General features: G+C 57.0%; 23 protein-coding genes. 8 read left to right on the top strand and 15 right to left on the bottom strand.

The features are described 5' to 3' along the window. The first annotated feature begins 21 nt into the window (after nucleotides 1–21). The 4 genes from ACMYSN_RS01445 to ACMYSN_RS01460 all read left to right on the top strand — a co-directional run bounded on the left by ACMYSN_RS01445 (nucleotide 22) and on the right by ACMYSN_RS01460 (nucleotide 5,376). Nucleotides 22–942 carry an N-acetylmuramic acid 6-phosphate etherase gene (locus ACMYSN_RS01445; RefSeq protein WP_462496721.1) on the top strand — a complete coding sequence of 307 codons (921 nt, stop codon included), beginning with the start codon at nucleotides 22–24 and terminating at the stop codon, nucleotides 940–942. 352 nt (nucleotides 943–1,294) lie between these two features. Continuing rightward, nucleotides 1,295–2,908 (top strand): malate:quinone oxidoreductase, encoded by a 1,614-nt coding sequence (gene mqo, locus ACMYSN_RS01450; RefSeq protein ID WP_462498176.1) that lies wholly within the window; start codon nucleotides 1,295–1,297, stop codon nucleotides 2,906–2,908. A 197-nt stretch (nucleotides 2,909–3,105) separates the two neighbouring features. Continuing rightward, complete coding sequence (locus tag ACMYSN_RS01455; protein WP_462496722.1) at nucleotides 3,106–4,302, top strand: multidrug effflux MFS transporter; 1,197 nt, start codon at nucleotides 3,106–3,108, stop codon at nucleotides 4,300–4,302. A gap of 147 nt (nucleotides 4,303–4,449) precedes the next feature. Further along, nucleotides 4,450–5,376, top strand: coding sequence for a LysR family transcriptional regulator (locus ACMYSN_RS01460; RefSeq protein WP_462496723.1), 927 nt, complete (start codon nucleotides 4,450–4,452; stop codon nucleotides 5,374–5,376). Here the strand turns inward: ACMYSN_RS01460 and mdcH are convergent. The 11 genes from mdcH to ACMYSN_RS01515 all read right to left on the bottom strand — a co-directional run bounded on the left by mdcH (nucleotide 5,366) and on the right by ACMYSN_RS01515 (nucleotide 14,792). After that, the gene (mdcH, locus tag ACMYSN_RS01465) at nucleotides 5,366–6,268 is read right to left on the bottom strand and encodes a malonate decarboxylase subunit epsilon (RefSeq protein WP_462496724.1); all 903 of its coding nucleotides are present in this window, start codon (nucleotides 6,266–6,268) and stop codon (nucleotides 5,366–5,368) included. The genes ACMYSN_RS01460 and mdcH overlap by 11 nt on opposite strands. After that, a complete protein-coding gene (locus ACMYSN_RS01470; protein ID WP_462496725.1) occupies nucleotides 6,265–6,885 on the bottom strand; it encodes a phosphoribosyl-dephospho-CoA transferase in 621 nt (206 codons plus the stop codon). The genes mdcH and ACMYSN_RS01470 overlap by 4 nt, the downstream gene beginning before the upstream one ends. 1 nt (nucleotide 6,886) lies before the next feature. Continuing rightward, nucleotides 6,887–7,846: an AEC family transporter gene (locus ACMYSN_RS01475; protein WP_174509321.1), complete on the bottom strand. Its 960-nt coding sequence runs from the start codon at nucleotides 7,844–7,846 to the stop codon at nucleotides 6,887–6,889. 141 nt (nucleotides 7,847–7,987) lie between these two features. Next, on the bottom strand, nucleotides 7,988–8,788 hold the full coding sequence (gene mdcE / locus ACMYSN_RS01480) for a Clp protease/crotonase-like domain-containing protein (RefSeq protein WP_462498177.1): 801 nt from the start codon (nucleotides 8,786–8,788) through the stop codon (nucleotides 7,988–7,990). Further along, nucleotides 8,788–9,621, bottom strand: coding sequence for a malonate decarboxylase subunit beta (locus ACMYSN_RS01485; RefSeq protein WP_462496726.1), 834 nt, complete (start codon nucleotides 9,619–9,621; stop codon nucleotides 8,788–8,790). Before ACMYSN_RS01485 ends, mdcE begins: the two co-directional genes overlap by 1 nt. Then, nucleotides 9,614–9,913 (bottom strand): malonate decarboxylase acyl carrier protein, encoded by a 300-nt coding sequence (mdcC, locus tag ACMYSN_RS01490; protein ID WP_462496727.1) that lies wholly within the window; start codon nucleotides 9,911–9,913, stop codon nucleotides 9,614–9,616. Before mdcC ends, ACMYSN_RS01485 begins: the two co-directional genes overlap by 8 nt. Before the next feature lie 10 nt (nucleotides 9,914–9,923). Continuing rightward, nucleotides 9,924–10,784, bottom strand: coding sequence for a triphosphoribosyl-dephospho-CoA synthase (locus tag ACMYSN_RS01495; RefSeq protein WP_462496728.1), 861 nt, complete (start codon nucleotides 10,782–10,784; stop codon nucleotides 9,924–9,926). Continuing rightward, nucleotides 10,784–12,439: a malonate decarboxylase subunit alpha gene (gene mdcA, locus ACMYSN_RS01500; protein WP_462496729.1), complete on the bottom strand. Its 1,656-nt coding sequence runs from the start codon at nucleotides 12,437–12,439 to the stop codon at nucleotides 10,784–10,786. The genes ACMYSN_RS01495 and mdcA overlap by 1 nt, the downstream gene beginning before the upstream one ends. Before the next feature lie 320 nt (nucleotides 12,440–12,759). Then, a complete protein-coding gene (locus tag ACMYSN_RS01505) occupies nucleotides 12,760–12,978 on the bottom strand; it encodes a hypothetical protein (protein WP_462496730.1) in 219 nt (72 codons plus the stop codon). Nucleotides 12,979–13,106: 128 nt separating this feature from the next. After that, nucleotides 13,107–13,532, bottom strand: coding sequence for a hypothetical protein (locus ACMYSN_RS01510; protein WP_462496731.1), 426 nt, complete (start codon nucleotides 13,530–13,532; stop codon nucleotides 13,107–13,109). Nucleotides 13,533–13,760: 228 nt separating this feature from the next. Continuing rightward, entirely contained in the window at nucleotides 13,761–14,792 is a 1,032-nt protein-coding gene (locus tag ACMYSN_RS01515) for an AI-2E family transporter (RefSeq protein WP_462496732.1), read from the bottom strand. A gap of 529 nt (nucleotides 14,793–15,321) precedes the next feature. Here ACMYSN_RS01515 and mdtJ point away from each other — a divergent pair. From mdtJ to ACMYSN_RS01530, 3 genes are all read left to right on the top strand, one after another. Continuing rightward, entirely contained in the window at nucleotides 15,322–15,684 is a 363-nt protein-coding gene (mdtJ, locus tag ACMYSN_RS01520; RefSeq protein ID WP_462498178.1) for a multidrug/spermidine efflux SMR transporter subunit MdtJ, read from the top strand. Then, the gene (mdtI, locus tag ACMYSN_RS01525; RefSeq protein WP_462496733.1) at nucleotides 15,671–16,000 is read left to right on the top strand and encodes a multidrug/spermidine efflux SMR transporter subunit MdtI; all 330 of its coding nucleotides are present in this window, start codon (nucleotides 15,671–15,673) and stop codon (nucleotides 15,998–16,000) included. Before mdtJ ends, mdtI begins: the two co-directional genes overlap by 14 nt. Nucleotides 16,001–16,108: 108 nt before the next feature. Continuing rightward, on the top strand, nucleotides 16,109–18,265 hold the full coding sequence (locus ACMYSN_RS01530; protein ID WP_462496734.1) for a putative bifunctional diguanylate cyclase/phosphodiesterase: 2,157 nt from the start codon (nucleotides 16,109–16,111) through the stop codon (nucleotides 18,263–18,265). A 3-nt stretch (nucleotides 18,266–18,268) separates the two neighbouring features. Here ACMYSN_RS01530 and ACMYSN_RS01535 read toward each other — a convergent pair whose 3' ends face one another. Together ACMYSN_RS01535 and ACMYSN_RS01540 are read right to left on the bottom strand one after the other, a co-directional pair. After that, nucleotides 18,269–19,081 (bottom strand): trypsin-like serine peptidase, encoded by an 813-nt coding sequence (locus ACMYSN_RS01535; RefSeq protein WP_462496735.1) that lies wholly within the window; start codon nucleotides 19,079–19,081, stop codon nucleotides 18,269–18,271. Nucleotides 19,082–19,727: 646 nt separating this feature from the next. Continuing rightward, entirely contained in the window at nucleotides 19,728–20,645 is a 918-nt protein-coding gene (locus tag ACMYSN_RS01540; RefSeq protein ID WP_462496736.1) for a LysR family transcriptional regulator, read from the bottom strand. Between the two features lie 117 nt (nucleotides 20,646–20,762). On the opposite strand from ACMYSN_RS01540, the gene ACMYSN_RS01545 reads away from it, so the two are divergent. Further along, the gene (locus ACMYSN_RS01545) at nucleotides 20,763–21,371 is read left to right on the top strand and encodes a LysE family translocator (protein WP_462496737.1); all 609 of its coding nucleotides are present in this window, start codon (nucleotides 20,763–20,765) and stop codon (nucleotides 21,369–21,371) included. Between the two features lie 76 nt (nucleotides 21,372–21,447). Here ACMYSN_RS01545 and ydgU read toward each other — a convergent pair whose 3' ends face one another. Both ydgU and asr read right to left on the bottom strand, forming a co-directional pair. Next, nucleotides 21,448–21,531 carry a small membrane protein YdgU gene (gene ydgU / locus ACMYSN_RS01550; protein WP_462498179.1) on the bottom strand — a complete coding sequence of 28 codons (84 nt, stop codon included), beginning with the start codon at nucleotides 21,529–21,531 and terminating at the stop codon, nucleotides 21,448–21,450. 69 nt (nucleotides 21,532–21,600) lie between these two features. Then, nucleotides 21,601–22,020: an acid resistance repetitive basic protein Asr gene (gene asr, locus ACMYSN_RS01555; RefSeq protein WP_462496738.1), complete on the bottom strand. Its 420-nt coding sequence runs from the start codon at nucleotides 22,018–22,020 to the stop codon at nucleotides 21,601–21,603. Between the last annotated feature and the right edge of the window lie 13 nt (nucleotides 22,021–22,033).

Below are 22,033 nucleotides of genomic sequence, written 5' to 3' on the forward strand. Positions count from 1 at the left end.
GTTTTTTAAAAGGAGGTTTTTATGAGCAGTAAGCCAACCGCTTCAATGATGGAACGATGCCATCCCGAAACCCACCAGATAGACCGTCTCGCCACCCTGGATATGCTGACAATGTTGCATAAGGACGATCGGCAGATTGCCGACGCCATCGGGGCCTGTTTACCGGAGATTGCCCGTCTGGTCGATAATGCCGCAGCCGCATTGAGCCGCGGAGGCCGGCTGGTGGTGGTGGGCGCCGGGTCATCCGGGCGCGTGGCATTGCAGATGGTCAGCGAGTTTGCCCCGGACGAGAAACATGCGCTGGTGGGGCTTATCGCCGGGGGGCCGGTGGCCGCGCTGCAGGAGATGGAAACCGCCGCGAACGATTATAATCTCGGTGCCCTGGAGTTACAGGCTATCGAGTTCAGCAGCAACGACATGCTGCTGGCATTGACGGTCAGCGGGCAAACCCCGTGGGTGTGGGGGGCGATGCGTCACGCCTGGTCCCTCGGCGCGCCTATTGCCGTGCTGACCCAACAGCAGAACAGTGAAGCCGCCCAGCTGGCGGATATCATTATTGCTCCACAAACCGGACCGGAAGCGGTGGCAGGGTATGGCAACCCGAAAGCGCAACTGGCGCAGCGGCAGATCCTCGCAATGTTAGCCACCGGGCTGGCGATCCGTTCAGGCCGGGTATACGGCAATCTGCGGGTCGACCTGCAGGCCACCAGTCCGCGCTGGGCCGAGCGGCAGATTGCCATCGTGATGACCGCGACCGGCTGTTCGCGTAGTGAGGCCAAAGCCGCGCTGGTCAGCTGTAACCAGCACTGCCGGACGGCCATCCTGATGATAATGACCGGGCTTGACGCCTGGCAGGCGCGGGACCTGCTGGCGGAAAATAACGACCGTCTGCGCCTCGCGCTCCAGCAAAGCCAGGCCGCTACCCTGAGCCCTGCCAGTTAATCTACGCTGGTCCACCTGAACCACGTCAATCCATAACGGTGCGCTAAAAATAGCGCGCCGTTATTGTTTGTGGGGATATTGGGCATTAGTAATTAAAGAAAGCGGTAGGGCTGACTTATTTTCTTTGTTTACCCGCCTGTTTTATTTTTCTGCGTCTGTTGCCAGACAATAAATACTTTTTTAACTTAAAAAATTATTTATTGTAAATTGATTAACTGTGCGGAAAATGTAAATGATATTTTAAAATATAATAGAAATGCGTTAACATGTTTGCACTTATTTCATTATGCTATGCGATAATTCTATTATGCCTGCAATTAAAAAATCGATTTTAACGATGACCGCTCTGGCGATGTTCGTCAGTTCCGCCTCTCACGCCAATACCGAATCCGCGCAAAAAACTGATTTTCTGCTGATTGGCGGCGGTATTATGAGCGCCTCTTTGGGAACCTGGCTGCAGGAATTACAGCCGGACTGGAAACAGGTGATGGTAGAGAAGCTGGACGGCGTCGCATTAGAATCGTCGAACGGCTGGAACAACGCCGGTACCGGCCACTCGGCGAATATGGAGCTGAACTACACTCCGGAGCGCCCGGATGGTTCGATTGATGTCAGTAAAGCGCTGGATATCAACGAGCAGTTTATGATCTCCCGCCAGTTCTGGACCGCCCAGGTCAAACGCGGCATTATGCACGACCCGCATACCTTTATTAATTCAACCCCGCATATGAGTTTCGTCTGGGGCGATAATGTTGACTACCTGCAAAAACGTTATAACGCACTGCAGCAAACCACGTTATTCCAGGGAATGAAATTCTCCACCGATCACGCGCAAATTAAACAATGGGCGCCGCTGGTGATGGAAGGGCGTGACCCGCAGCAAAAAGTGGCGGCCACCTGGACGCCGGTCGGTACCGATGTGAACTACGGCGAGATTACTCGTCAGCTGGTCGGTAGCCTGAAGAAAAATAGTAATTTCACGCTGCAGACCTCTGCTGAAGTCACCGAATTTAAACGCAATGCCGATAATTCCTGGCATGTGACCATTAAAAACGTCAATAGCGGCGAAGAGCAGGCGATTGATGCGAAATATGTGTTTATCGGTGCCGGCGGCGGCGCGCTGAAATTACTGCAAAAAACCGGTATTGCGGAAGCGGATAACTACGCAGGCTTCCCGGTGGGCGGCTCATTCCTGATGACCGAAAACCCGGCGGTAACCAAGCAGCACCTCGAGAAAGTGTATGGTCAGGCCTCCGTTGGCGCACCGCCGATGTCGGTTCCGCACCTGGACGCCCGTTACATTGATGGCAAACGCGTCGTACTGTTTGGGCCATTTGCCACCTTCTCGACTAAATTCCTCAAAAACGGTTCGTTTATGGACCTGCTGAGCACCACCACCACCGAGAACGTGCTGCCGATGACCCACGTGGGCCTCGATAACTTCGACCTGGTGAAATATCTGGTTAGCCAGGTGATGCTCAACGACGACGACCGTTTCGCCGCGCTGAAAGAGTACTACCCGGATGCCCGCAAAGAAGACTGGAAACTGATCCAGGCCGGTCAACGTGTGCAGATCATCAAGAAAGACGCCGATAAGGGCGGGGTGCTGAAGCTGGGTACCGAAGTGGTGGTCGATCAGCAAAAAACCATCTCCGCGCTGCTGGGCGCATCGCCTGGTGCTTCTACGGCAGCACCGATCACCCTCAACGTGATTAAGCAGATGTTCCCGGAACAGTTCGCTTCCCCGCAGTGGCAGAGCCGTATTCATGCCATCGTGCCGAGCTACGGTCAGAAGCTGAATGACAATGCCGCGCTGACCCAACAGGTGTGGGATGACACCGCCGCGACGCTGCAACTGGAGAAACCGCCGGTTATCGACATGAGCAAGCACGCTCCGACCGCAGCCAACGCCCAGCCTGCTGAACCGGCTCGTGCCGAGTCTGCTCAACACGATATGGCGCTGTAATCTGACAGCAGATCATCGTTAATACCCTCAGGCCAGCCGGTTAACCCCGACTGGCCTTTTTTATTATATCTTGCGGGCACCGCGCGATTTATGAATGGTGTTCATAAGCTTGATACGCTAACGGGGGATTATCGGTCGACACTTTACCGATAACATAACAGTCACTTGATCGCACGCTCCCCCGACGGATATCTCACATGACTTTGCCGCACAAACAGGCCGCCAGCGGGCCGCTGTTTATTTTGATTTTAAGCGGACTGATGGCGTTTACCTCCCTGTCCACCGACATCTACCTGCCGGCCATGCCGCTGATGGCGGAGGAACTGCAGGGCGATGCTGAACTGACCATCACCGGTTTTCTGATTGGTTTTGCCCTTGCCCAACTGGTGTGGGGGCCGATCAGCGACCGCCTTGGCCGCCGTACGCCGCTGCTGATTGGCATGGTGCTGTTTATTATTGGTTCCGCCGGCTGCGCGCTCTCGACCAGCATCGATCAGATCATCTTCTGGCGGGTATTTCAGGCCCTCGGCGCCTGCACCGGGCCGATGCTGGCACGGGCAATGGTACGCGATCTGTTTGCTCGTACCCGCGCCGCGCAGATGCTCTCAACCCTGACCATCGTGATGGCGATTGCGCCGATTATCGGGCCGCTGATGGGCGGGCAGATGATTAAAATCACCAGCTGGCATGCCATTTTCTGGCTGCTGGTGGTGATTGGCCTGTTGATGTTGCTGGCATTGCGCTGGTTGCCGGAAACGCTGCCGCCGGATCGTCGTCAGCAGGGATCGCCGCTGAAGGCCTTTCATCACTATGGACTGCTGCTGAAAAACCGTATTTTTATGCGCTATACCCTCAGCCTGACCAGCTATTACGTCGCCGCTTACGCTTTTATTACCGGTTCGCCCGATGTCTATATCCGTTATTTCGGCGTGGCGCCTCAGCACTATGGCTGGCTGTTCGCGGTGAATATTCTCGGCGTGATGGCGCTAAGCGTGGTGAACCGCCGATTGGTCCAGCGTCATCCGCTGGGTCATCTGCTCAAATCGGCGCTGCTCGTTGCCACCCTGGCGACGGTTGTGCTGGCGCTGAGCGTCAGAATGGATCTGGCGGGGATTGCCGGGATTGTGGCCTGCGTGTTTGTCTTTTTCTCAATGAATGGGGTGATCGCCGCGACCTCCACCGCCGCGGCGCTGGACGAAGCCGGGGCGTTCGCCGGTTCCGCATCGGCTTTTATCGGCTCGTTGCAGTACGGCAGCGGGATTATCTCTTCGCTGCTGCTGGCGTGGCTGAACGACGGCACGCCGTGGACCATGGCGTGGATCATGGCGGCGTTCACGCTGATTAGTCTGCTGCTGGCCTGGACGCGCTCCACGCCGCGGGGTGAGGAAGCCTGATGATCGAACAGGGCAACGCACGACGCGTTTTTGGCAAAACATGGCCGGATCCGCAAACCGTCGTCTCCCTCGCCGCCGTTTGCGCTTATACTGGCTTGAATTTATAAGAGAAAGCGAAGCCAACGGCGAAGAAGCGGGGCGCCAGCAATGAAAGACGATATCAACCAGGAGATTACCTTCCGCAAGCTGGCGGTATTTATGATGTTTATGGCAAAGGGAAATATCGCCAGAACCGCCGAAGCCATGCAGCTGAGCGGGGTGAGCGTTCACCGGGCGCTGCATACTCTCGAAGAGGGCGTGGGTTGCCCGCTGTTCGTGCATAAGGGGCGCAATTTACTGCCGCTACCGGCTGCCTGGACGCTGCTGGAATACTGTCAGGATGTGACAACGCTGATGACCCGCGGTCTGGAAGCGACGCGCAAAGTCGCCGGCGTGGGCCAGGGGCGGTTGCGGATCGGCACGCTCTATTCGCTGACGCTGGAAACCGTGCCGCGCATCATCATGGGGATGAAGCTCCGCCGCCCGGAGCTGGAGCTGGATCTGACCATGGGCTCCAACCAGATGCTGCTGAATATGCTGGAAGACGATGCTCTTGACGCTATTCTGATTGCCACCAATGAAGGCGAATTCAGCCAGTCGTCCTTCGATGTGGTACCGCTGTTTGAGGATGATATTTTCCTCGCGGCACCGGCCACGGAACGCCTCGACACCTCAACGCCCGCCGACCTGCGCGATTATGCCGACCGCAAATTTGTCTCGCTGGCGGAAGGGTTCGCCACCTACGCCGGATTTCAGGAAGCCTTCCAGGTGGCGGCCTTTGAGCCCGACATTGTTACCCGGGTCAACGATATCTTCTCGATGATTAGCCTGGTGCAGGCCGGGGTGGGGTTTGCGCTCCTGCCGGGGCGAATGAAGAAAGTCTATGAAAATGATGTGCAGCTGTTAAAGCTGGCGGAACCGTACCAGATGCGCCAGCTGATCTCGATTGTCTATTCGCACCATCGCGAACGCGACGCGGACCTGCTGGCGCTGGCGGCAGAAGGGCGGATGTACGCCCGCAGCCTTACCCGTTAAGCCGGCGCGCGAGGTGCCGAGCCACTTCAACGCTGTTGCGCTCCATGCAGATGGCCTCGCCCTGCCAGCCAGCGAGGTGCGTCAGCCCGGTCAACACGCTGCCGGGCGGCATCTCAAGCGCCAGCCCGGCATCGCGCTGATTGGCGGAAACCATGGCGTCCTGCCACTGTACGGTGCGCGCCATATTAAAGGCTAAGTCGTCGGCGATTTTCTGCGGCTCCCACAGCACCCGTCCCGTTGTCCCGCTCAGATAAGCACGCAGAGGGCGTGACAACGTCACTGATCTGAAGGCCTCGGCCAGTTCAGCGGCGGGCTTATCCAGCAGCGCGCAGTGCGACGGCACGCTCACCGCCAGCCGGGTGGCTTTGCTGGCTCCGGCCTCCAGCGCTTTACGCGCGACCACCGCCATATCCTCATCCCGTCCGGCAATCACAATCTGCGTTTCGGCATTCAGGTTGGCAATATAGGTGCCGCTGTCTGCCATCAGCTTTTCAACCTGATTCAGCCTCAGGCCGACAATGGCCGTCAGGCCGTAGCCGTGAGGATAGGCCTGCTCCATTAAATCACCGCGTAGCGCCACCAGCCGCAGGGCATCGCGGAAATCGAGCGCCCCGGCAATTACCGCCGCCGGATAGGCGCCAATCGACAGACCGCTGACGATATCAGGGGTCACACCGTTACGCATCAGCTCCCGCGCCCAGGCCACGCCGGCGATCAGCAGACACAGCTGCACCGCGCGGGTGTGTTGTAGCGCCTCTGGGGTGTCGAGCTTATCGGTTTCAGCACCGAGCGCGATGCGGACGTCGGCGAGAAGCGCCTCGCCGTCGGGCAGGTTGTGCAGCATCCCCGGACGTTGTGTGCCCTGGCCGGGAAAGGTAAAGAGGATTTTCATGATGGCTCCCTGTGCCACGGCGTAGCGGTGAGCGCAGGACCGGTGGCGGTTTTCAGCAGAACGCGTCCTTCGCGCAGCCATTCGTTCAGGGCAAACGCGCCGAAGGGCGTTTCAATCTGGGTATCGGCGCGGCACGGCAGCGTGTCGACCTGCGCCTGCCACTGGCGTAATTCATCGTTGGTCAGCGGCTGCGGGGCGCGAATCACTAAATCGAGATCGCTGTCGGCGTGCAGAACCGGAATTTCGGTGGCGAGCGCATAGCCGGTGCTGCCGGTGATGCCCCATAGCCACGGCCACGCAAAGGTGGTCAGCAAAATAGCCGCCTGAACCGGCGGCTGGGAAACAAAGGGTGAGTGCAGAAGGCGCTGGCGTTCGGCCAGATCTTCCGGCGTCACCACGCGGGAAACCGCCGCTGCCTTCACCCATCCGGCGGCGCGCTGTTCGCGCTTCATGCCGCGCACGCCTACCGGAATTTCATCGCTGTCATTCGCTTCGCGCCGCACTACTACCGGTAAACCCGGGTGCCACTGGCTGGTGACCCACGCCTCCTGAATATCCAGTAAGGCGTCGGCGTTGTTCAGCCATAGTAAGTCGTGCGGGTGCGGGGCGAATGTCATATCAAATACCTGAAGTCAGCGTAATAAACAGCGGTAACGACAGGATACACAGAACCGAGCTCAACAGCAGCACCGCTTCTGCATCCGGCGACTGCACGCCAAATCGGTTGCCGAACACCACCCCGAAGAAGCCAGCGGACAGGGCAATCATCAGGATCGCGGTAATTGCCACCGAACCGTGCAGACCGAAGGCCAGTACGATAGCCCAGGCGATAAACGGCTGGATCAGCAGCTTGGCGATTGTTGCAATGCCGACCATCGCGTTCAGCTTCAGCTTACGGGCAGAGAGGATCACCCCGGTCAGGAACAGGGCGGCAGCGGTGGCAGACAGGCCCAGCGGTTTGATGGACGCCAGTAGCAGGTCCGGCATTTTGATGCCAATCGCAGACAGGATCACCCCAAGCAGCGGGCCCATGACGATAGGCTTTTTCAGCGAGCGCCACATCAGCACCGGCAGCATCGCCAGGGTTGAACCGCTGTTTTCACCGGCGGCGCGGGCTTTTTCACGCTCAAGGATCAGCAGGCAGAACGGCGTCATCAGCACGGAACCGCAGGCAATGGAGACGGCCACGGAGAGCGAGGTCGCAGAACCTTCGCCCAGCACGCTGCCGAGAATCGGCAGGCCCAGCGCGGCATAGTTCGGCAGCGCAACGGTGAGGGTCAGCACCGCGGCATCCTGCGGGGATTTTTTAAACACGCCGGTGGCGAGGAAGTAGATCGCCGCATAGGTTACCCACATGGCGCCGGTCAGCACCACGATTAGCGGAGACTGGGCAACGATACCCGCCCATGGAGTCTGCACGGTGGCGCTGAACAGCGCGGCGGGCAGGGCAAAGTCCATTACGAAGATATTGAGTAGCGAGACGTTTTTATTGTCGACCATTCCGGCTTTGCCGGCCCAGAAGCCCAGCAGCATGATGATAAAAATCGGAGCAAGGGCATGAACAATTACGTAAGTCATAGATCACCTGTAGAAGATAATAAAATTAGCACTGACGCGATGGTTATAGTTTTCTAAAAGCGGCGTACCGTGGACGCTATGCTGCGCCCGACGGAGGCCGCTTTCGGCAGGTCTTTTTTTACGTACTTCTGATGCTGCTCGTTACCAGCTGGCGCGCATCCGTTCGCGTACCAGGGCAGAGCTACGGCGATTTTCCGCGCCGAGACGGTTTTTCAGCGTTGGATCTTGACGTGCATCCGCAATCGCCTTCTGCACGGTGATTTCCACCAGCGCGAGGTCCGCATCGGACGGCGCATCCGGGTTGCTGAGGTTCAGCAAATCCGAGAGCAGGCCGAGGGTGGCGTAGTTGCTGACGTCATAGGCCATCGGCGGGATGGTGGCCGCCAGTTTTTCCAGCGCTTCAACGGTACGCAGGGTGATACGCGCGGCGGACGCTTTGCCCATCGCATGCACCAGTACGCCTTTATCGTTGATGGCAATCAGGCGGTTGGCCTGGTAGCCGTGCGCCAGGAACGCCCCGGACATCGCCTTGCCGACAATCAGGCCGATCACCGGATGGCCAGCCAGGCGGGCTTTGGCGTAAGCACCTGCGGCACCGGCCAGCGCCTGGTGAATGCCGAACGCTTCTTCGCGGCGGCCGTAGGCCTGGCTCGGGACGTCGATCACCGCCACAATCGGGCGCTTCACGTCGCTATTTGCATCGGCGTCGATGGTTTCATTGACCACTTTCGCCAGCGTCCAGCCTTCCAGCAGGCCCACTTCGCCTTTGGCAGCGCGCGGGTAGTGGTTATGGGCATCCGGTACCACGGCGATAAAGCGCACGGGCTCATTGTTCAGTTCACCGTCAGCAACCTGAACAGAAGGGCACAGGCCGCTGAGACGCAGCGCATTCGGCGCCAGTTTTTCCAGCCATACGGCCCCACGGCTATTGGACTGAGTCATCATTTCACCTCCCGGGCAAAAAGCTGTTTGATCTGCGCGGTATCCGCCTGCTGGCGGGTATCGAAGTTGGTCAGACGGGTCAGGTAATCGGCATATTTATCGCTGCGATGCTGTGCAGGAACGCCTTTGGCAATGGCGTCGTTCATGGCGGTTTTCACCGCGTTGATGCCGTCACCAACCAGCGCATCGACCAGCCCGCTGTCGTAGCGGATTTCGCCGCCGGTCATGCTCCAGATAAACGGTCGGTCGCGGGAGTCGTACTCTTCGATCCCGGCCTCCTGCTCGATAACCTGCGGGCCGTTAAGGCCAAGACGCGCTTCGCGGGTGACGATCAGGTAGCTGCAAAGCGCGGCGGCAATGGACATCCCGCCGAAGCAGCCGACGGTGCCGGCGATAATGCCGACCACCGGGGTGTAGCGGCGCAGATCGACGATTGCCGCGTGGATGTCAGCAATGGCCGCGAGGCCGAGGTTGGCTTCCTGTAACCGCACGCCGCCGGTTTCGAGGCACAGAACCGCCTGGGTCGGAATACCGTTGCGGTTGTCTTCTGCCGCAAGTTCGAGCGCCGCCGCCATTTTGGCACCGGACACTTCGCCCATACTGCCGCCCTGGAAGGTGCCTTCGATGGCGATCACCACCGCCGACTGGCCGTTAATGGTGCCGCGAGCGACCACCATGCCGTCATCAGACTGCGGCACCACACCCTGTTGCGCGAGCCACGGCGACATAATGCCTTCGAACGGGTCGAGCAGTTCGCGGTAGCTGCCGTCGTCCAGCAGCGCGTGGGCGCGTTCACGGGCCCGTAATTCAATAAAGCTGCGGTCGTTACGCATGGGCAACCTCCTCAAAAACCTGTTCGATACGAATGCGCGCCACGCCGGGCGTCGCGCCGAAATCGTGAATAATCAGCGTGCCGGCAGGCAGGCCGTTGATCAGGTTCAGGCGGTCAAATAAGGCGTTCCAGCGACCGGTGCTGTTGTCCACCGAGGTGGTGATATCAATGCTGAGCGTGTCCCCGGCAGCTGCGGTGAACAGTACTTCCATATCACCGGAGCCGACGACGCCTGCCAGAGCTTTACCGTTGAAGGTATGGCTGGCAGGGAATGACAATGTAATGTGTTCCATAACATCCTCTTTAAATTGAGCAAGACGCGGGCGGGCATACCCTGTCGAGAAACAGCGTGGCGGCGAGCAGATCGGCGGCACCGCCGGGCGATGCGTTGAGCGCCAGCATCTGGGTGTCGAGTCTGGCGAGCGCTTTGCGCCCCTGAGCTGTGGCGCTGCCGCCGACGTTCAGCACCGCGCGGGCACCCAACTGCATCGCTTCGAGGCCGGGCATCCCGGCGCGGGAAAGTACGCAGGTATCGCTGAGCGAAGTCATGATCGCCATCAGCGCGTCAATGCGGGCTTCGCTTTCGCCAGCACCGTTTGCGCGGCTGTGTCGCAGTTGTGGCAGAGCCAGATTCATCACATGGGGAAACGCCTGTTGCGCCTCTTCACGTGCCCCCGGCACCCGATACTGATGGGTCGCTTTCAGCCCTTTGCTGAAGACCTTCGGCGCGGCGTTGTCCGGCAGGCGGGCAAGCAGGGCGGCGGTATCCGCTATCTGTTGCGCGCTGGCCTCAAGGCTTACCATCGCGCTGGCGCTGACCAGTAACCCCAGCGCCCAAATCGCGCCACGGTGGGTGTTCACGCCCTTGGTTGCCGCCATCATCTGCTGTTCGCCTTCGCGCCCTAAACGGCCAACGGTTTCCCGCAGGGCGATATCGGCCGGGCGTTGCCAGCTGTGCTGAGCCAGTTGCAGAAACGTCGGGGTCAGGCTGTGCGCTGAGCGCTCCATCAGGGCCAGCGAGAGGTCGTGATGGGCACCGTTTCCCCGGCTGTCCACCAGACCCGGCTTCGGGCTTAATCGCGCTTCGTCGATCAGGCAGTCGCGGGCGATGAACGCCAGCTTTTCGGCCTGTACCTCGGCATGAGTCTGTGACAGAAGTTTCATTACCAGCTCCGGAATTTCGCAGGTGGGTTGTACAGACCGTCGGACCATTCGACCAGGTCCGCCACGCTACCGGCGGCAAGCAGGGAACGGGTGGCGTCGCTGCGGCGAATACCGATATCTTCCGGATAGACCACTTTGCCGCTCTTACGCAGGTCGGCAACGCGCTTAGCATCCACGCCAAGGCCGATATCGGTGATCCCGGCAACCGCAGCCACCATTGCGCGACGCTCTTCGAGGTTTTCTGCCCGGTAGAGGTAGGCAATGCCTTCTTCGGTCAATACGTGGGTCACGTCATCGCCATAGATCATCACCGGCGCCAGCGGCATTCCGGAGGCTTTGGCGACTTCAACAGCATCGAGTTTTTCCACGAAGGTCGGTTTCGCGCCGGCCTGGAAGGTTTCTACCATCTGCACCACCAGCTTTTTGCCGCGCTGCATCGGGTCCGGTTCGGTGATCATATTCAGCCAGGCCGGAGTGGCGTGACGGCGACCGTGCGGATCGTGGCCCATGTTCGGCGCGCCGCCGAAACCGGAAAGACGCCCACGCGTGACGGTGGAGGAGTTAGCGAGGCCATCCACCTGTAGGGTCGAGCCGATAAACATATCGACCGCATACTGGCCTGCCAGTTGGCAGAAGGCGCGGTTGGAACGCATCGACCCGTCGGCGCCGGTGAAGAACACATCAGGACGGGCGCGGATATACTCTTCCATCCCCAGTTCGCCGCCGAAGCAGTGCACGCTTTCGACCCAGCCGCTTTCGATGGCCGGAATCAGCGTCGGGTGTGGGTTGAGGGTCCAGTGCTTACAGATTTTGCCCTTCAGGCCGAGCTGCTCGCCGTAGGTCGGCAGCAGCAGTTCGATGGCGGCGGTATTAAAGCCGATGCCGTGGTTCAGGGACTGCACCTGGTGCTCGGCGTAGATGCCTTTAATCGCCATCATCGCCATCAGGATATGCTCCTGCTTGATGAGGCGCGGGTCGCGGGTAAACAGCGGTTCAATAAAGAACGGCTTGTCGGCCACCACCACGTAATCAATCCACGAGCCCGGAATATCGACGCGCGGCAGGTCACACTCGTCGTCCACCAGTTCATTAACCTGTGCAATCACGATGCCGTCGTGGAAGGCGGCGGATTCAACCAGCGCCGGGGTATCTTCGGTGCTTGGCCCGGTATAAAGGTTGCCTTTGCGGTCTGCTTTATACCCGGCGATAAGCGCCACGTTTGGTGACAGATCGACGTACAGGCGGGAATAGAGCTCGATATAGGTATGAATTGCCCCGATCTCGAGCAGACCATCTTCCAGCAGCTGCGAAATGCGCAGGCTCTGGGTACCGGAGAACGAGAAATCAAGTTTGCGGGCGATACCTTTTTCAAACAGATCCAGGTGCTCGCTGCGCCCGACGCTGGGCATGATCATGTGCAGGTCGTGGATATTTTGCGGGTTCACTTCCGCCAGCATACGGGAGAGGAAATCGGCCTGCTTCTGGTTGTTACCCTCCAGCACCACGCGGTCGCCGGGGGCCAGCAGATGCTCCAGCGCATCGACCAGTTGGTCGGTGGGGATAACCTTACCGGAGACATTCGCGGCGGCCAGTCGGCGCTGCTTCTCCGTCCGGCGACGGTTCCAGACCCGTCCCGTCGTTTGTTCGCCATTCATTATTAACCTCCTGATTTGACAAATCGTTTTGATTGTCATGGTGTGGAAGTTAGTGTGCGACGAGCGGGGCAGTGCATCAATTAAGCCCGGGAACAGATCGTTAGCCTGAGAGTAATAATTTCCTGGGTAATTATGTGACGGCGATCGAAGCAGGAAGGCTGGGGGTGGACTACGGAGAGATGGTGTTGCTAAGAACAGTGGGTATCCGGCGAATGATCCGTGCAATGCAAAGGATGAACGACATGAGATGATTGCCGTTCATTGATTCTAAGAGGGGAAGTAAAACAAAAAAAGTCTGATACAGGCTTTGAGAGACTGCGTTAAATATCTTGCAGTTCACGCATCAGGCGCCCGCGTAATTTTTTGCGTAATAAGGTGGCAGAAGAGTGTTTTTTGCCGCTAGCAAGGCTGACTTTGATATCAACCAGGGTGGCCTGCGTATTGATAGCGCAGGATGCCGCTAATGCCTGGAACACCTTTTTCCCACCGGTATCAGCGGTGCAGAGCGTGCTGCGTTGCTGCTTAGTGTAATACGACATAGTTTGCTCTCCCCTGCGTAACGGTTTTGTAAGCCTTTAAATCCCCTGGTATCAGTGGGCGTGGGATCTTTTTGGGCAACCCAGTGCGTTGATTATAGCGTGGCTCACTTTTTAACCCAAGCATATAGTCATAGGTCTCTTCGAGGGGGGATACGGCGACCAATATCTACAATTCCGCCTGAGGCGGCCTGGAAAGCGAAGCCCCCGATATTAAATTTTTCATAGTGTGCGATTAAAGCCAGTGAGACCGATTGCAAAACGACAGCGCTTCCCAGTCCCTCAAATCTGACGTGGCGAAAATCGGCCAAATTAGCCATGCCGTCAATAATGTCGAAATAAACCTCTGCCATACCATTATCCGGAAATGGGATATCCAGTGGCATTTCGTAACCGATTCGGGTGAAGGTTCGTTCATCAACCATGCTGCCAATGATGACCGTGTAGATTTCGCTACCGGCCACAAAGATGTAGCTATGATGTACGCGGTGGTCGTAGACGAATTTTTTGCGCCGCATCCCATAATCATCCAGAAATACCTCTTCTTCGATGCGCATGGTTTGTCCCTGTGAGAGGCATTAACATTTTCGGTTTTCAAAAGTATTGCCTGTTAATTGATTTCTAATACCTTACCTTACTGGATGAATATCCAGCACCTTATGTTTTTGGTTAAAGTTTAAAACTGCGTGAACGCTTCTGGAATTAAATGTAAAGCCGCTGGCGGCATTGCACCGCCAGGGTGAACCCCGATACCCTGAATAATTCAGGCTGTATAACCGGTATCCCTACTTACTTAAATCACTCAGCAATACCGCGATGCTTTGTCCGCTGACGCTCTGCTCAAGCGCAATTTTCACAATGATGGTCAGCGGCACGGAGAGCAGCATGCCGACCGGTCCCAGCAGCCAGCCCCAGAAAATCAACGACAGAAACACCACCAGCGTCGAGAGTCCCAGGCCACGGCCCATGATCCGCGGTTCGAGGATATTGCCGAAGACGATGTTGATAACCAGGTATCCGGTGAGCACTACCAGCGCGTCATACAGACCGCCAAACACCATCACCTGCAAAATGGGCGGGATCGCCGCCAGAATCGAACCGATATTGGGAATGTAGTTCAGCGCAAACGCCAGCAGGCCCCACATAAAGGCGAATCGTACATCCAGCAGCGCCAGCATCGCCCAGACCACCAGCCCGGTGACCAGGCTGATGGCGGTTTTTAATACCAGATAGCGCGAGACGCTGTCGAGGGCGCGCTGAATGGCTCCCATACCTTCCACCGGTCTCGACATCAACTGCTGCAGCTTGGCGGGAAGCTGCGGGACTTCCAGCAGCATAAACACCACCGTCAACAGCAGCAGGAAGATCGACGACATGGCGTTGGATAGCTGAGTCAGCAGGCTGGTCACCATCGTCATGACCGCATTGGGATCGATATATTTATTCAGCTCCACCACCGACACGCTAAAACCAAAGCGCTGCAGCCATGGGGTAACGGTATGCACCGGCTCGGAAAGTGAGCTGCGGTATTGCGGCAGGGTACGCGCCAGTTCATTGAGCGACGTTGCGAGTGAAGCCAGCAGGACAACCGCCAGCATCACAATGGTGCCGATCAGCAGCACGATGGCCAGCACTCGCGGCACCCGACAACGCATCATCAGGCGCACCAGCGGGTTTAGCACCACCGCCAGAAACAGCGCCAGCACGAAAGGAACGATGATATCGGCCGCGAAGCGGATACCGGTAAGAATGATGACCAGCATGCCCAGCATGATGACAATCTTTAATCCATTAAGGGTGATGATGGGTTTGGCCATAGGTGTCCCTGAGAAGAAAACCGGTTTTTCTCACAGTGTAGCGTCGGATGCCGGACAAAAGGCAGCAAAAAGTCGCTAGCAGTAAAGTTTTATCGTGTAGAAAATAATCCGGTCATTAAAATAAAAATGAGCACACGCCATCATAATGACAATTGGCATCAGAAAAAGCTAATCTAAATCAAATGCCAGACGTAAAGAAGTGCAAAGGCTTTGAGCGTAAAAGGGCGTTATGGTACAAATTCAGGGTGTTTAACTCTCGAGGACAATATTCATCCGCAATGATGGGAAGCAATACCGCGGATAATTGTAATTTTATGGACAATCAGTTCACCCTGTTTATTTCAGTTTCTGTTTGCGAAACCCTTCCTGACAGCCGCTTCTACGGCGAGCAACACTGGCGCTCCGCGCTTTAGTCCTTCTCCTCTGCCTGAGCTGGCGCACTGCGCACGGCTAAATCTACGCCAGAATTTTTCGGTCTGCCCCGGTGGCAAGCCGTCATGGATTATATTCTCATGCAGGAGAACGGATGATGTTTTATTGGATTTTATTAGCTCTCGCTATTGTTGCTGAAATTATCGGCACACTCTCTATGAAATGGGCCAGCGTTAGCGGTGGTCACCTTGGTTTTATTTTGATGTTGGTGATGATCGCCGTTTCCTATATTTTCCTGGCCTTTGCGGTTAAAAAAATCGCCCTCGGGGTGGCTTATGCGTTATGGGAAGGTATCGGCATTTTGTTGATTACCTTATTCAGCGTGCTGCTGTTTGATGAGTCCCTGTCGCTGGTCAAAATTGCCGGTCTGACGACGCTGGTCGCCGGGATTGTGCTGATTAAATCCGGCACCCAAAAAGTCGAGAAACAGCCAGAGGAGTTAACGCATGCAACAGTTTGAATGGGTGCATGGCGCCTGGCTGGCGCTGGCTATCGTGCTGGAAATTGTCGCTAACGTCTTTTTGAAGTATTCCGACGGCTTTCGCCACAAAGTGTACGGTGTTCTCTCGCTGCTGGCGGTGCTTGGCGCCTTCAGCGCGCTCTCCCAGGCGGTCAAGGGGATTGACCTGTCGGTGGCTTATGCCTTGTGGGGCGGGTTCGGCATTGCCGCTACCCTCGCTGCGGGTTGGATCCTGTTTGGTCAGCGCCTGAATTATAAAGGCTGGCTCGGCGTGATCCTGCTGGTGAGCGGGATGGTATTAATTAAACTGGCGTAATGTGATGCCGCCTGCATATGCGGGCGGCAAAATTTGTTCTCTGTAGTATTCTTTAAAAAAAAGAGTGCTGGCGGCGGATTTACCTTTAGCCGTAAAAGAGGACTGATAATGGTAAATTTGCCTGGCTGGCGCAATCTCCCCTCTGCTAAAACCCTGTCGGTAATGATCTTCCTTGCCGGGATCGGCCTGATTGTCTCGATTATTTCACTGCTCTATTTTTCCCAACATCTGATCGGCATTAAAACCAACGAAATTGACAGGCATCGCTCGATCCTCTCTGTGGATGGCGCGGTGCAAACCTCGGTGACTCGCGTGCTGTCGTTGGTCCAGGATAATTCAATCTGGGATGACGCCGTGAGACAAACCTACGCCCCGGTGCTGGATACTACCTGGCTGTATGACTCCTGGGGTTCCGGATTCAAAATTGACGATCTCTACGATGGGATGTTCGTCCTCGACCAGCATTATCAGGTGATGTGGGGCTCGTTTCGCAGCAAGACGCTCAATGAAACCGATATTCGCTTCTTTGGCAGCGGCCTGCGGGCATTAATTACCAAACACGGCGAAGACTTGCGCAGCGGCAAGAGCGCTTATGCCGGCATTACCCGTACCCAGACGGGGATCGCCTTTATCGGCATCGGGCTGATACGCCCGTCGGTGGGGCGTTTACAAGTGCACGATGATACCCGCCGTTATCTGGTGGTCACCCGACATATCAATGCGGATATCCTCGAAAAACTCGGGAATACCTTTCAGATCCGTGGGTTGCATGCCACCGATCGCGGGGGTGAATACAGCGTCCCGTTACGCACCAGCGCCGGCGAGACGGTCGGTTATCTCAGTTGGCAGCCGCGATTGCCTGGCGCGGAGGCGGCGCATGCGGCGTCGACCGGTATTCGGCTTATCGCCTTACTGGCCGCCAGCCTGATCCTGCTGTTTATTCTGTTGAGCTGCCTCGGGCTGTATAAGCTGTCGTGCGGTGAGAAACTGGCGCGGCAGATAGCGATGACCGACTGGCTCAGCAAGTTACCCAACCGCCGGGCGCTGTTCGGGCGGCTCAATCAGATCTGCGAAAAGACGCAGCATGAAGTGCAGTGCGTGGTGTTTATCGACCTTGACGGTTTTAAAGATGTCAATGACAACTACGGCCATGAGGTGGGAGATGCGCTGATTGCGCATATTGCCCGGGAGCTTCAGGAGTGCGTCCCCTCCGACGGCCTGCTGGCGCGGATGGGTGGGGATGAGTTCGCCATGTCCGTCGGCGGAGAGCAGTCGATAGCGCAGGCGTCGGCCTTTGCATGGGCGGTGCTGGAGATGCTGAAGTCGCCGGTGGCGATTGGCGAGCGCAAAATTTACATCAGCGCCAGTATCGGCATTGCCAGCGGCACGCCGGCGACCTGTTCCAGCACCGAGCTGTTTCGCCGCGCTGATATAGCCATGTATCACTCGAAAAAATCGGGAAAAGGGCGCACTACCTGGTACGACGAGAGCCTCAACGATACCCGGCAGTATCAGCTCAATATTGAGAACGGCATCCGCCAGGGGCTGGAGAACGAGGAGTTTGATGTCTGGTATCAGCCGATCGTCAACGCCGATACGCTGGTGGTGGTTGGCGTAGAGGCGCTGCTCCGCTGGCCTCGCCGGCCGGAAGGTCCGCTGCCGCCGGATGCCTTTATCGGCATCGCGGAAAGCAGCGGGCTGATTTATGCCCTCGGCCAGTTTGCCCTGTATCGTGCCTGCAGCGATCTGCGCGCGCTGGACGATTTAATGCTGTCGGTGAATATCTCCCCGGCGCAGTTTCGCGACCCGGAGTTTGAGTCTCGGGTGGTTCAGGTTCTGGCCCGCTGCCACTTTCCGGCGCGTCGGTTACAAATTGAAGTGACCGAAAGCTATGTGATGGAGAATCCGGCCCGTGCGCTGGCGGCGATAGAGAATCTCAAGGCGCTGGGGACCTCGGTGGCGCTGGATGATTTTGGCATCGGTTATTCCAGCATTGGCTATCTGCGGAGCTTTCACTTCGATACCCTCAAAATTGATAAATCGCTGGCCGGCGTGGTTGATGTTGATGCGCAGGCCGCAGAACTGGTGCGCGGGACCGTGCGGATCGCCGGGGCGCTCGGGATGACGGTGGTTGCCGAAGGGGTCGAGAATCAGCAGCAGCTGGCGCTGCTGCGTCGGGCCGGATGCGACCGTTTACAGGGATTTTATTTTAGCGAACCGATGCCCATTGCCGCATTACGACAGCTGCGCCAGCAGCAGGGCTAGCGGTTATTCACCGGCCAGCGTTTCCAGTTTGTCACGAAAACCTGTCACCGAAATGGCGCGGTTATCCGCCCGCCAGCGATCTTTCGGCCCGGGTGCCGAGCTCTGTACGGCAATCACCTGCCAGCCGCTATCGGTTTTCAGCAGCAGCGGCGAACCGCTGTCGCCTGGCAGCGTATCGCACTGGTGCGACAGGACCGTGGTCTGCGCCCAGCCGGTGACGATGCAATCCTGGTGGGTATAGAGATTGTCGAGATGGTCTTCCGGGTAGCCCGATTGAGTGACTTTACGCTCCGCGACTTTCAGCGCGGCGGTCAGATCGGCCTTATCGCCGTTAAATAACGGGATCGGGGTGATGCCGGAAGGCGCATAGCGCAGGACAATCAGGCCGAAATCCCACGGGGCAGCAGACGAGGGGACAATCCAGCCGTCGCCATCCGCTTTCAGCCGTTTGCCCAGCGACGGGTCAACGCGCCCCTCGATACCGTGAATTTCATATACCCAGTCGCCTTTGCGCGAGATAAAGCGCAGGGCGACTGCCTTATCCGGTTTGCCTTTTGGCGGCGTCAGCAGGCAGTGGCCCGCCGTCAGCGCCAGATGAGGCGAAATCAGGGTGGCGGTACACAGATTACCGCTGGCCGTTTCTAACTGCCCAATGGCATCCCAGGGTTCTTCAGCAGGGTTGTTGACCGGTTTGCGATCGTCATGACCGAAAAAAAGCGTCTTGATATCTTTTGCGCTCATGCTGTCATCATCAGCGTGAGCAAACGGGGACAACAAACCAAAAGAACACAACAACAACAGTACGTCTTTGCGCATATGACTCTCTAAGGAGAAATTCTCTCTATACATCTCATCCTTCATCCTTCATCCCTCAGGCACTGGGCAGGATGAATTTGTGTATATTGACAGTAGCAGGAGATTTAAGTTTATGAAAGTTAACAGTAATTTTAATTAAGCGAAACGCGACTAAAATCCCGCCAGAATGCCGCATTTCCGTACAATTATTACGATAACTCAAATGGTTAGCGCATTTTTCTCACCTGGCTATTTCCGCAGAAACCGTGGCGGGAAGCAACATAAATCAGGTTACGGTACGTACCAAATGCGCCGGGTATGCTTCAGGTGCGTTTTGTAAAGTTGTTGGGCGGGGGATGACGATAAATCGACATAAATATGAATGCATTCATCGGATAACGCACATTTTTACAACTTCAGCAGTTACTTTCAAAGCGAAACATTTTCTCACGGCAATTATTGCTATTCCTGTTTTCCGTTGAACAAACAGAGACGTTGTCCCGGTGATGATAGCCCTGTTTCTTATCTCCGGTTTCGGGAGGATCTATGTCGAAAAAAGGTATTCGTGCGTTAGTGTATGTTTCTCTCGCCTCAATCTTTATCTGGGGTGCAGCAGGCTATCTGGTGGTGCAGGCGGTGCAGGTGATGTAAAGCGCCGCTCCTGATGTTATTTCGCCTCCTTTCCCCGGCGCTCGATACTGGCGGGAAAGGGGGCGGGAAGATGCTCTCGCAAAAACTGGTACAGTTGCTCTACCGCTTGCCCGTTGCGCGACTCCTTCGGCCAGACCAGGTAATAGCCGTCTCCGGTGGCGACCGCCTGAGCGAACGGCGCGACCAGCAGACCGCTGTCGATAGCCTCGAGGCTCAGCAAAAGATCCCCTACCGACACCCCATGTCCGCTCATCGCCGCCATATTTCCCTGATCCAGACTGTCAAAGACGATACCCCGGCTTATGTCTGTCGGTGCCCGCGGCTCTATCTCCTGCAACCAGCGTCGCCAGTCACGGCGATCGGGGGTGGGATGGATCAGCGGGCAGGTGGTTAAATCCACGCGCGCGGCCTCCACCATGGTCGGGGCGCATAGCGGAATCAGCCATTCGCTGAACAGCAGCGCGTGCCGGGTCTCGTCGCCAAAGTGGCCGTCGCCGAGCAGAATCGCGCAATCATAAGGTTCACGGGTAAAATCAACGCTGTCCCGGTCCATCCACACGCTACTCATCTCAATAACCGGCTTTTGATGCTGCTGGCGAAACTGTTGCAGCACCTTCAGCAGCCAGCGCATCGTTAAGGTGGACGGTGACTTCAGGCGGAGCTTTCCTGCCTGCTGACGCAAAGCCTGGCAGGCCCGATCGATGGCGGTGAAGTTTTCCTCCAGCGCGTTCGCCAGCTGGCGGCCGGCCTCGCTGAGCGTCACCTTCGGTCCCTGACGAATAAACAGCTGACAATCGAACCAGGCTTCGAGTGTGCTGATATGGCGGCTGACGGCGCCGGGAGTGACATGCAGCGTCGCGGCGGCCTGGCTGAAGGAGCCCAGCCGGGCGGCGGTAGCAAAAGCGCGCAGCGCATACAGCGGCGGCATCGACATCGCGATTCATCCTCAATGATGAGTAAAACTCACATTCAAGCTCAGCATGGGTCGTTTTTCAACTCTCAAATCAAGGGAGATAATAGGAAGGAGTGAAAAGAAGAGTGAGTTTATATCATGAATTATGTCTTGCTGATGGGGTACAGCCTGACGGTGCTGGCCCTCATTGCCGCGCCGGGGCCGGTAGTGGTGCTGGTGACCGGCGCGGCGACCCGTCATGGTTATCGATGTGCGTTACGTACCATGGCCGGGAGCAATATCGCCTCGTTGCTGCTGATTGCCGTCGCCGCCGCGATGTTGCGCGGGGTGGTGGCTATCCATCCGGATATGCTGACGCTGCTGGCGGCCGCCGGGTCCTGCTATATTGCATGGCTGGCGGTCGGAATGCTGCGGGGAGACAACTCGGCATCTGCGGCTTCGGCGCAACGCGGTGGCTGGTTGATGGGGTTTGTGACCGGGGTAAGTAATCCCAAGGACATTCTGTTTTTTGTCGCGTTTTTTCCGCTGTTTATTCCTGTCACCCCTACGCCTGGACTGAGCCTTATTGTATTGACCGTGATCTGGCTGATTATCGACCTCAGCGTGCTGTCGTTCTATATCTTCGCTATTCGCCGCTGGTTGAGCGCAGCGCATAGCGCTCGTGTCACCACCTTATCCGCCTGCTGTTTGTTGCTGTTCGCATTGTATGGTCTGGGCTACAACGGTTGGGCATGGCTAAGTCGATAGACGCGGCCCGGTAATGAAACAAAATGAGGAAAAGCGCGAGGGGATGCACAAAGTGACGGGTTAAGCGGTCGCCGGATCAGTACAGGAAAAAGCGGGTGGCAATCACTGCGCAGAGGATCAATAAGACCAGGATGAGCTCAAAACGATAGCGCCGCAGCATAGTGCCCTCCAGAAAAAAAACGGCGCTGAAGCAGCGCCGATTTATGATTCACCCGACGGAGCGGAAGAATTACGCAGCTGGCTGTGCAGCTGGTTTAGCGGCCTGGTGTTTGGTGGTTTTGTGGTGCTTTTTAGCCGCCTGCGCTTTCTGGGCTACAGCTGGTTTGGTCGCTGCTTTGTGGTGTTTCTTAGCGGCCTGGGCTTTCTGCGCTGCTGCAGGTTTAGCTGCTGCTTTGTGATGTTTTTTAGCGGCCTGGGCTTTCTGCGCTGCTGCAGGTTTAGCTTCGGCTTTTTTGTGTTTTTTGGCAGCCTGAGCTTTCTGCTCGGTAGCTGGTTTAGCCGCCACTTTGTGGTGTTTTTTGTGATGGGTAGTTTTGGCAGTGGTGCTGTGAGCAGCAGGAGCCTGAGTGGTGCTTACTGCGTCAGCAGCGAAAGCAGCAGAAGACAGACCCATAGCAGCGGCAACGACCAGAGCTAATACTTTTTTCATTCTGATATCCTCG

Origin of the sequence: Klebsiella sp. R445, from assembly GCF_051131755.1 — a bacterium.
In the GTDB taxonomy this organism is placed as follows: domain Bacteria; phylum Pseudomonadota; class Gammaproteobacteria; order Enterobacterales; family Enterobacteriaceae; genus Klebsiella; species Klebsiella lignicola.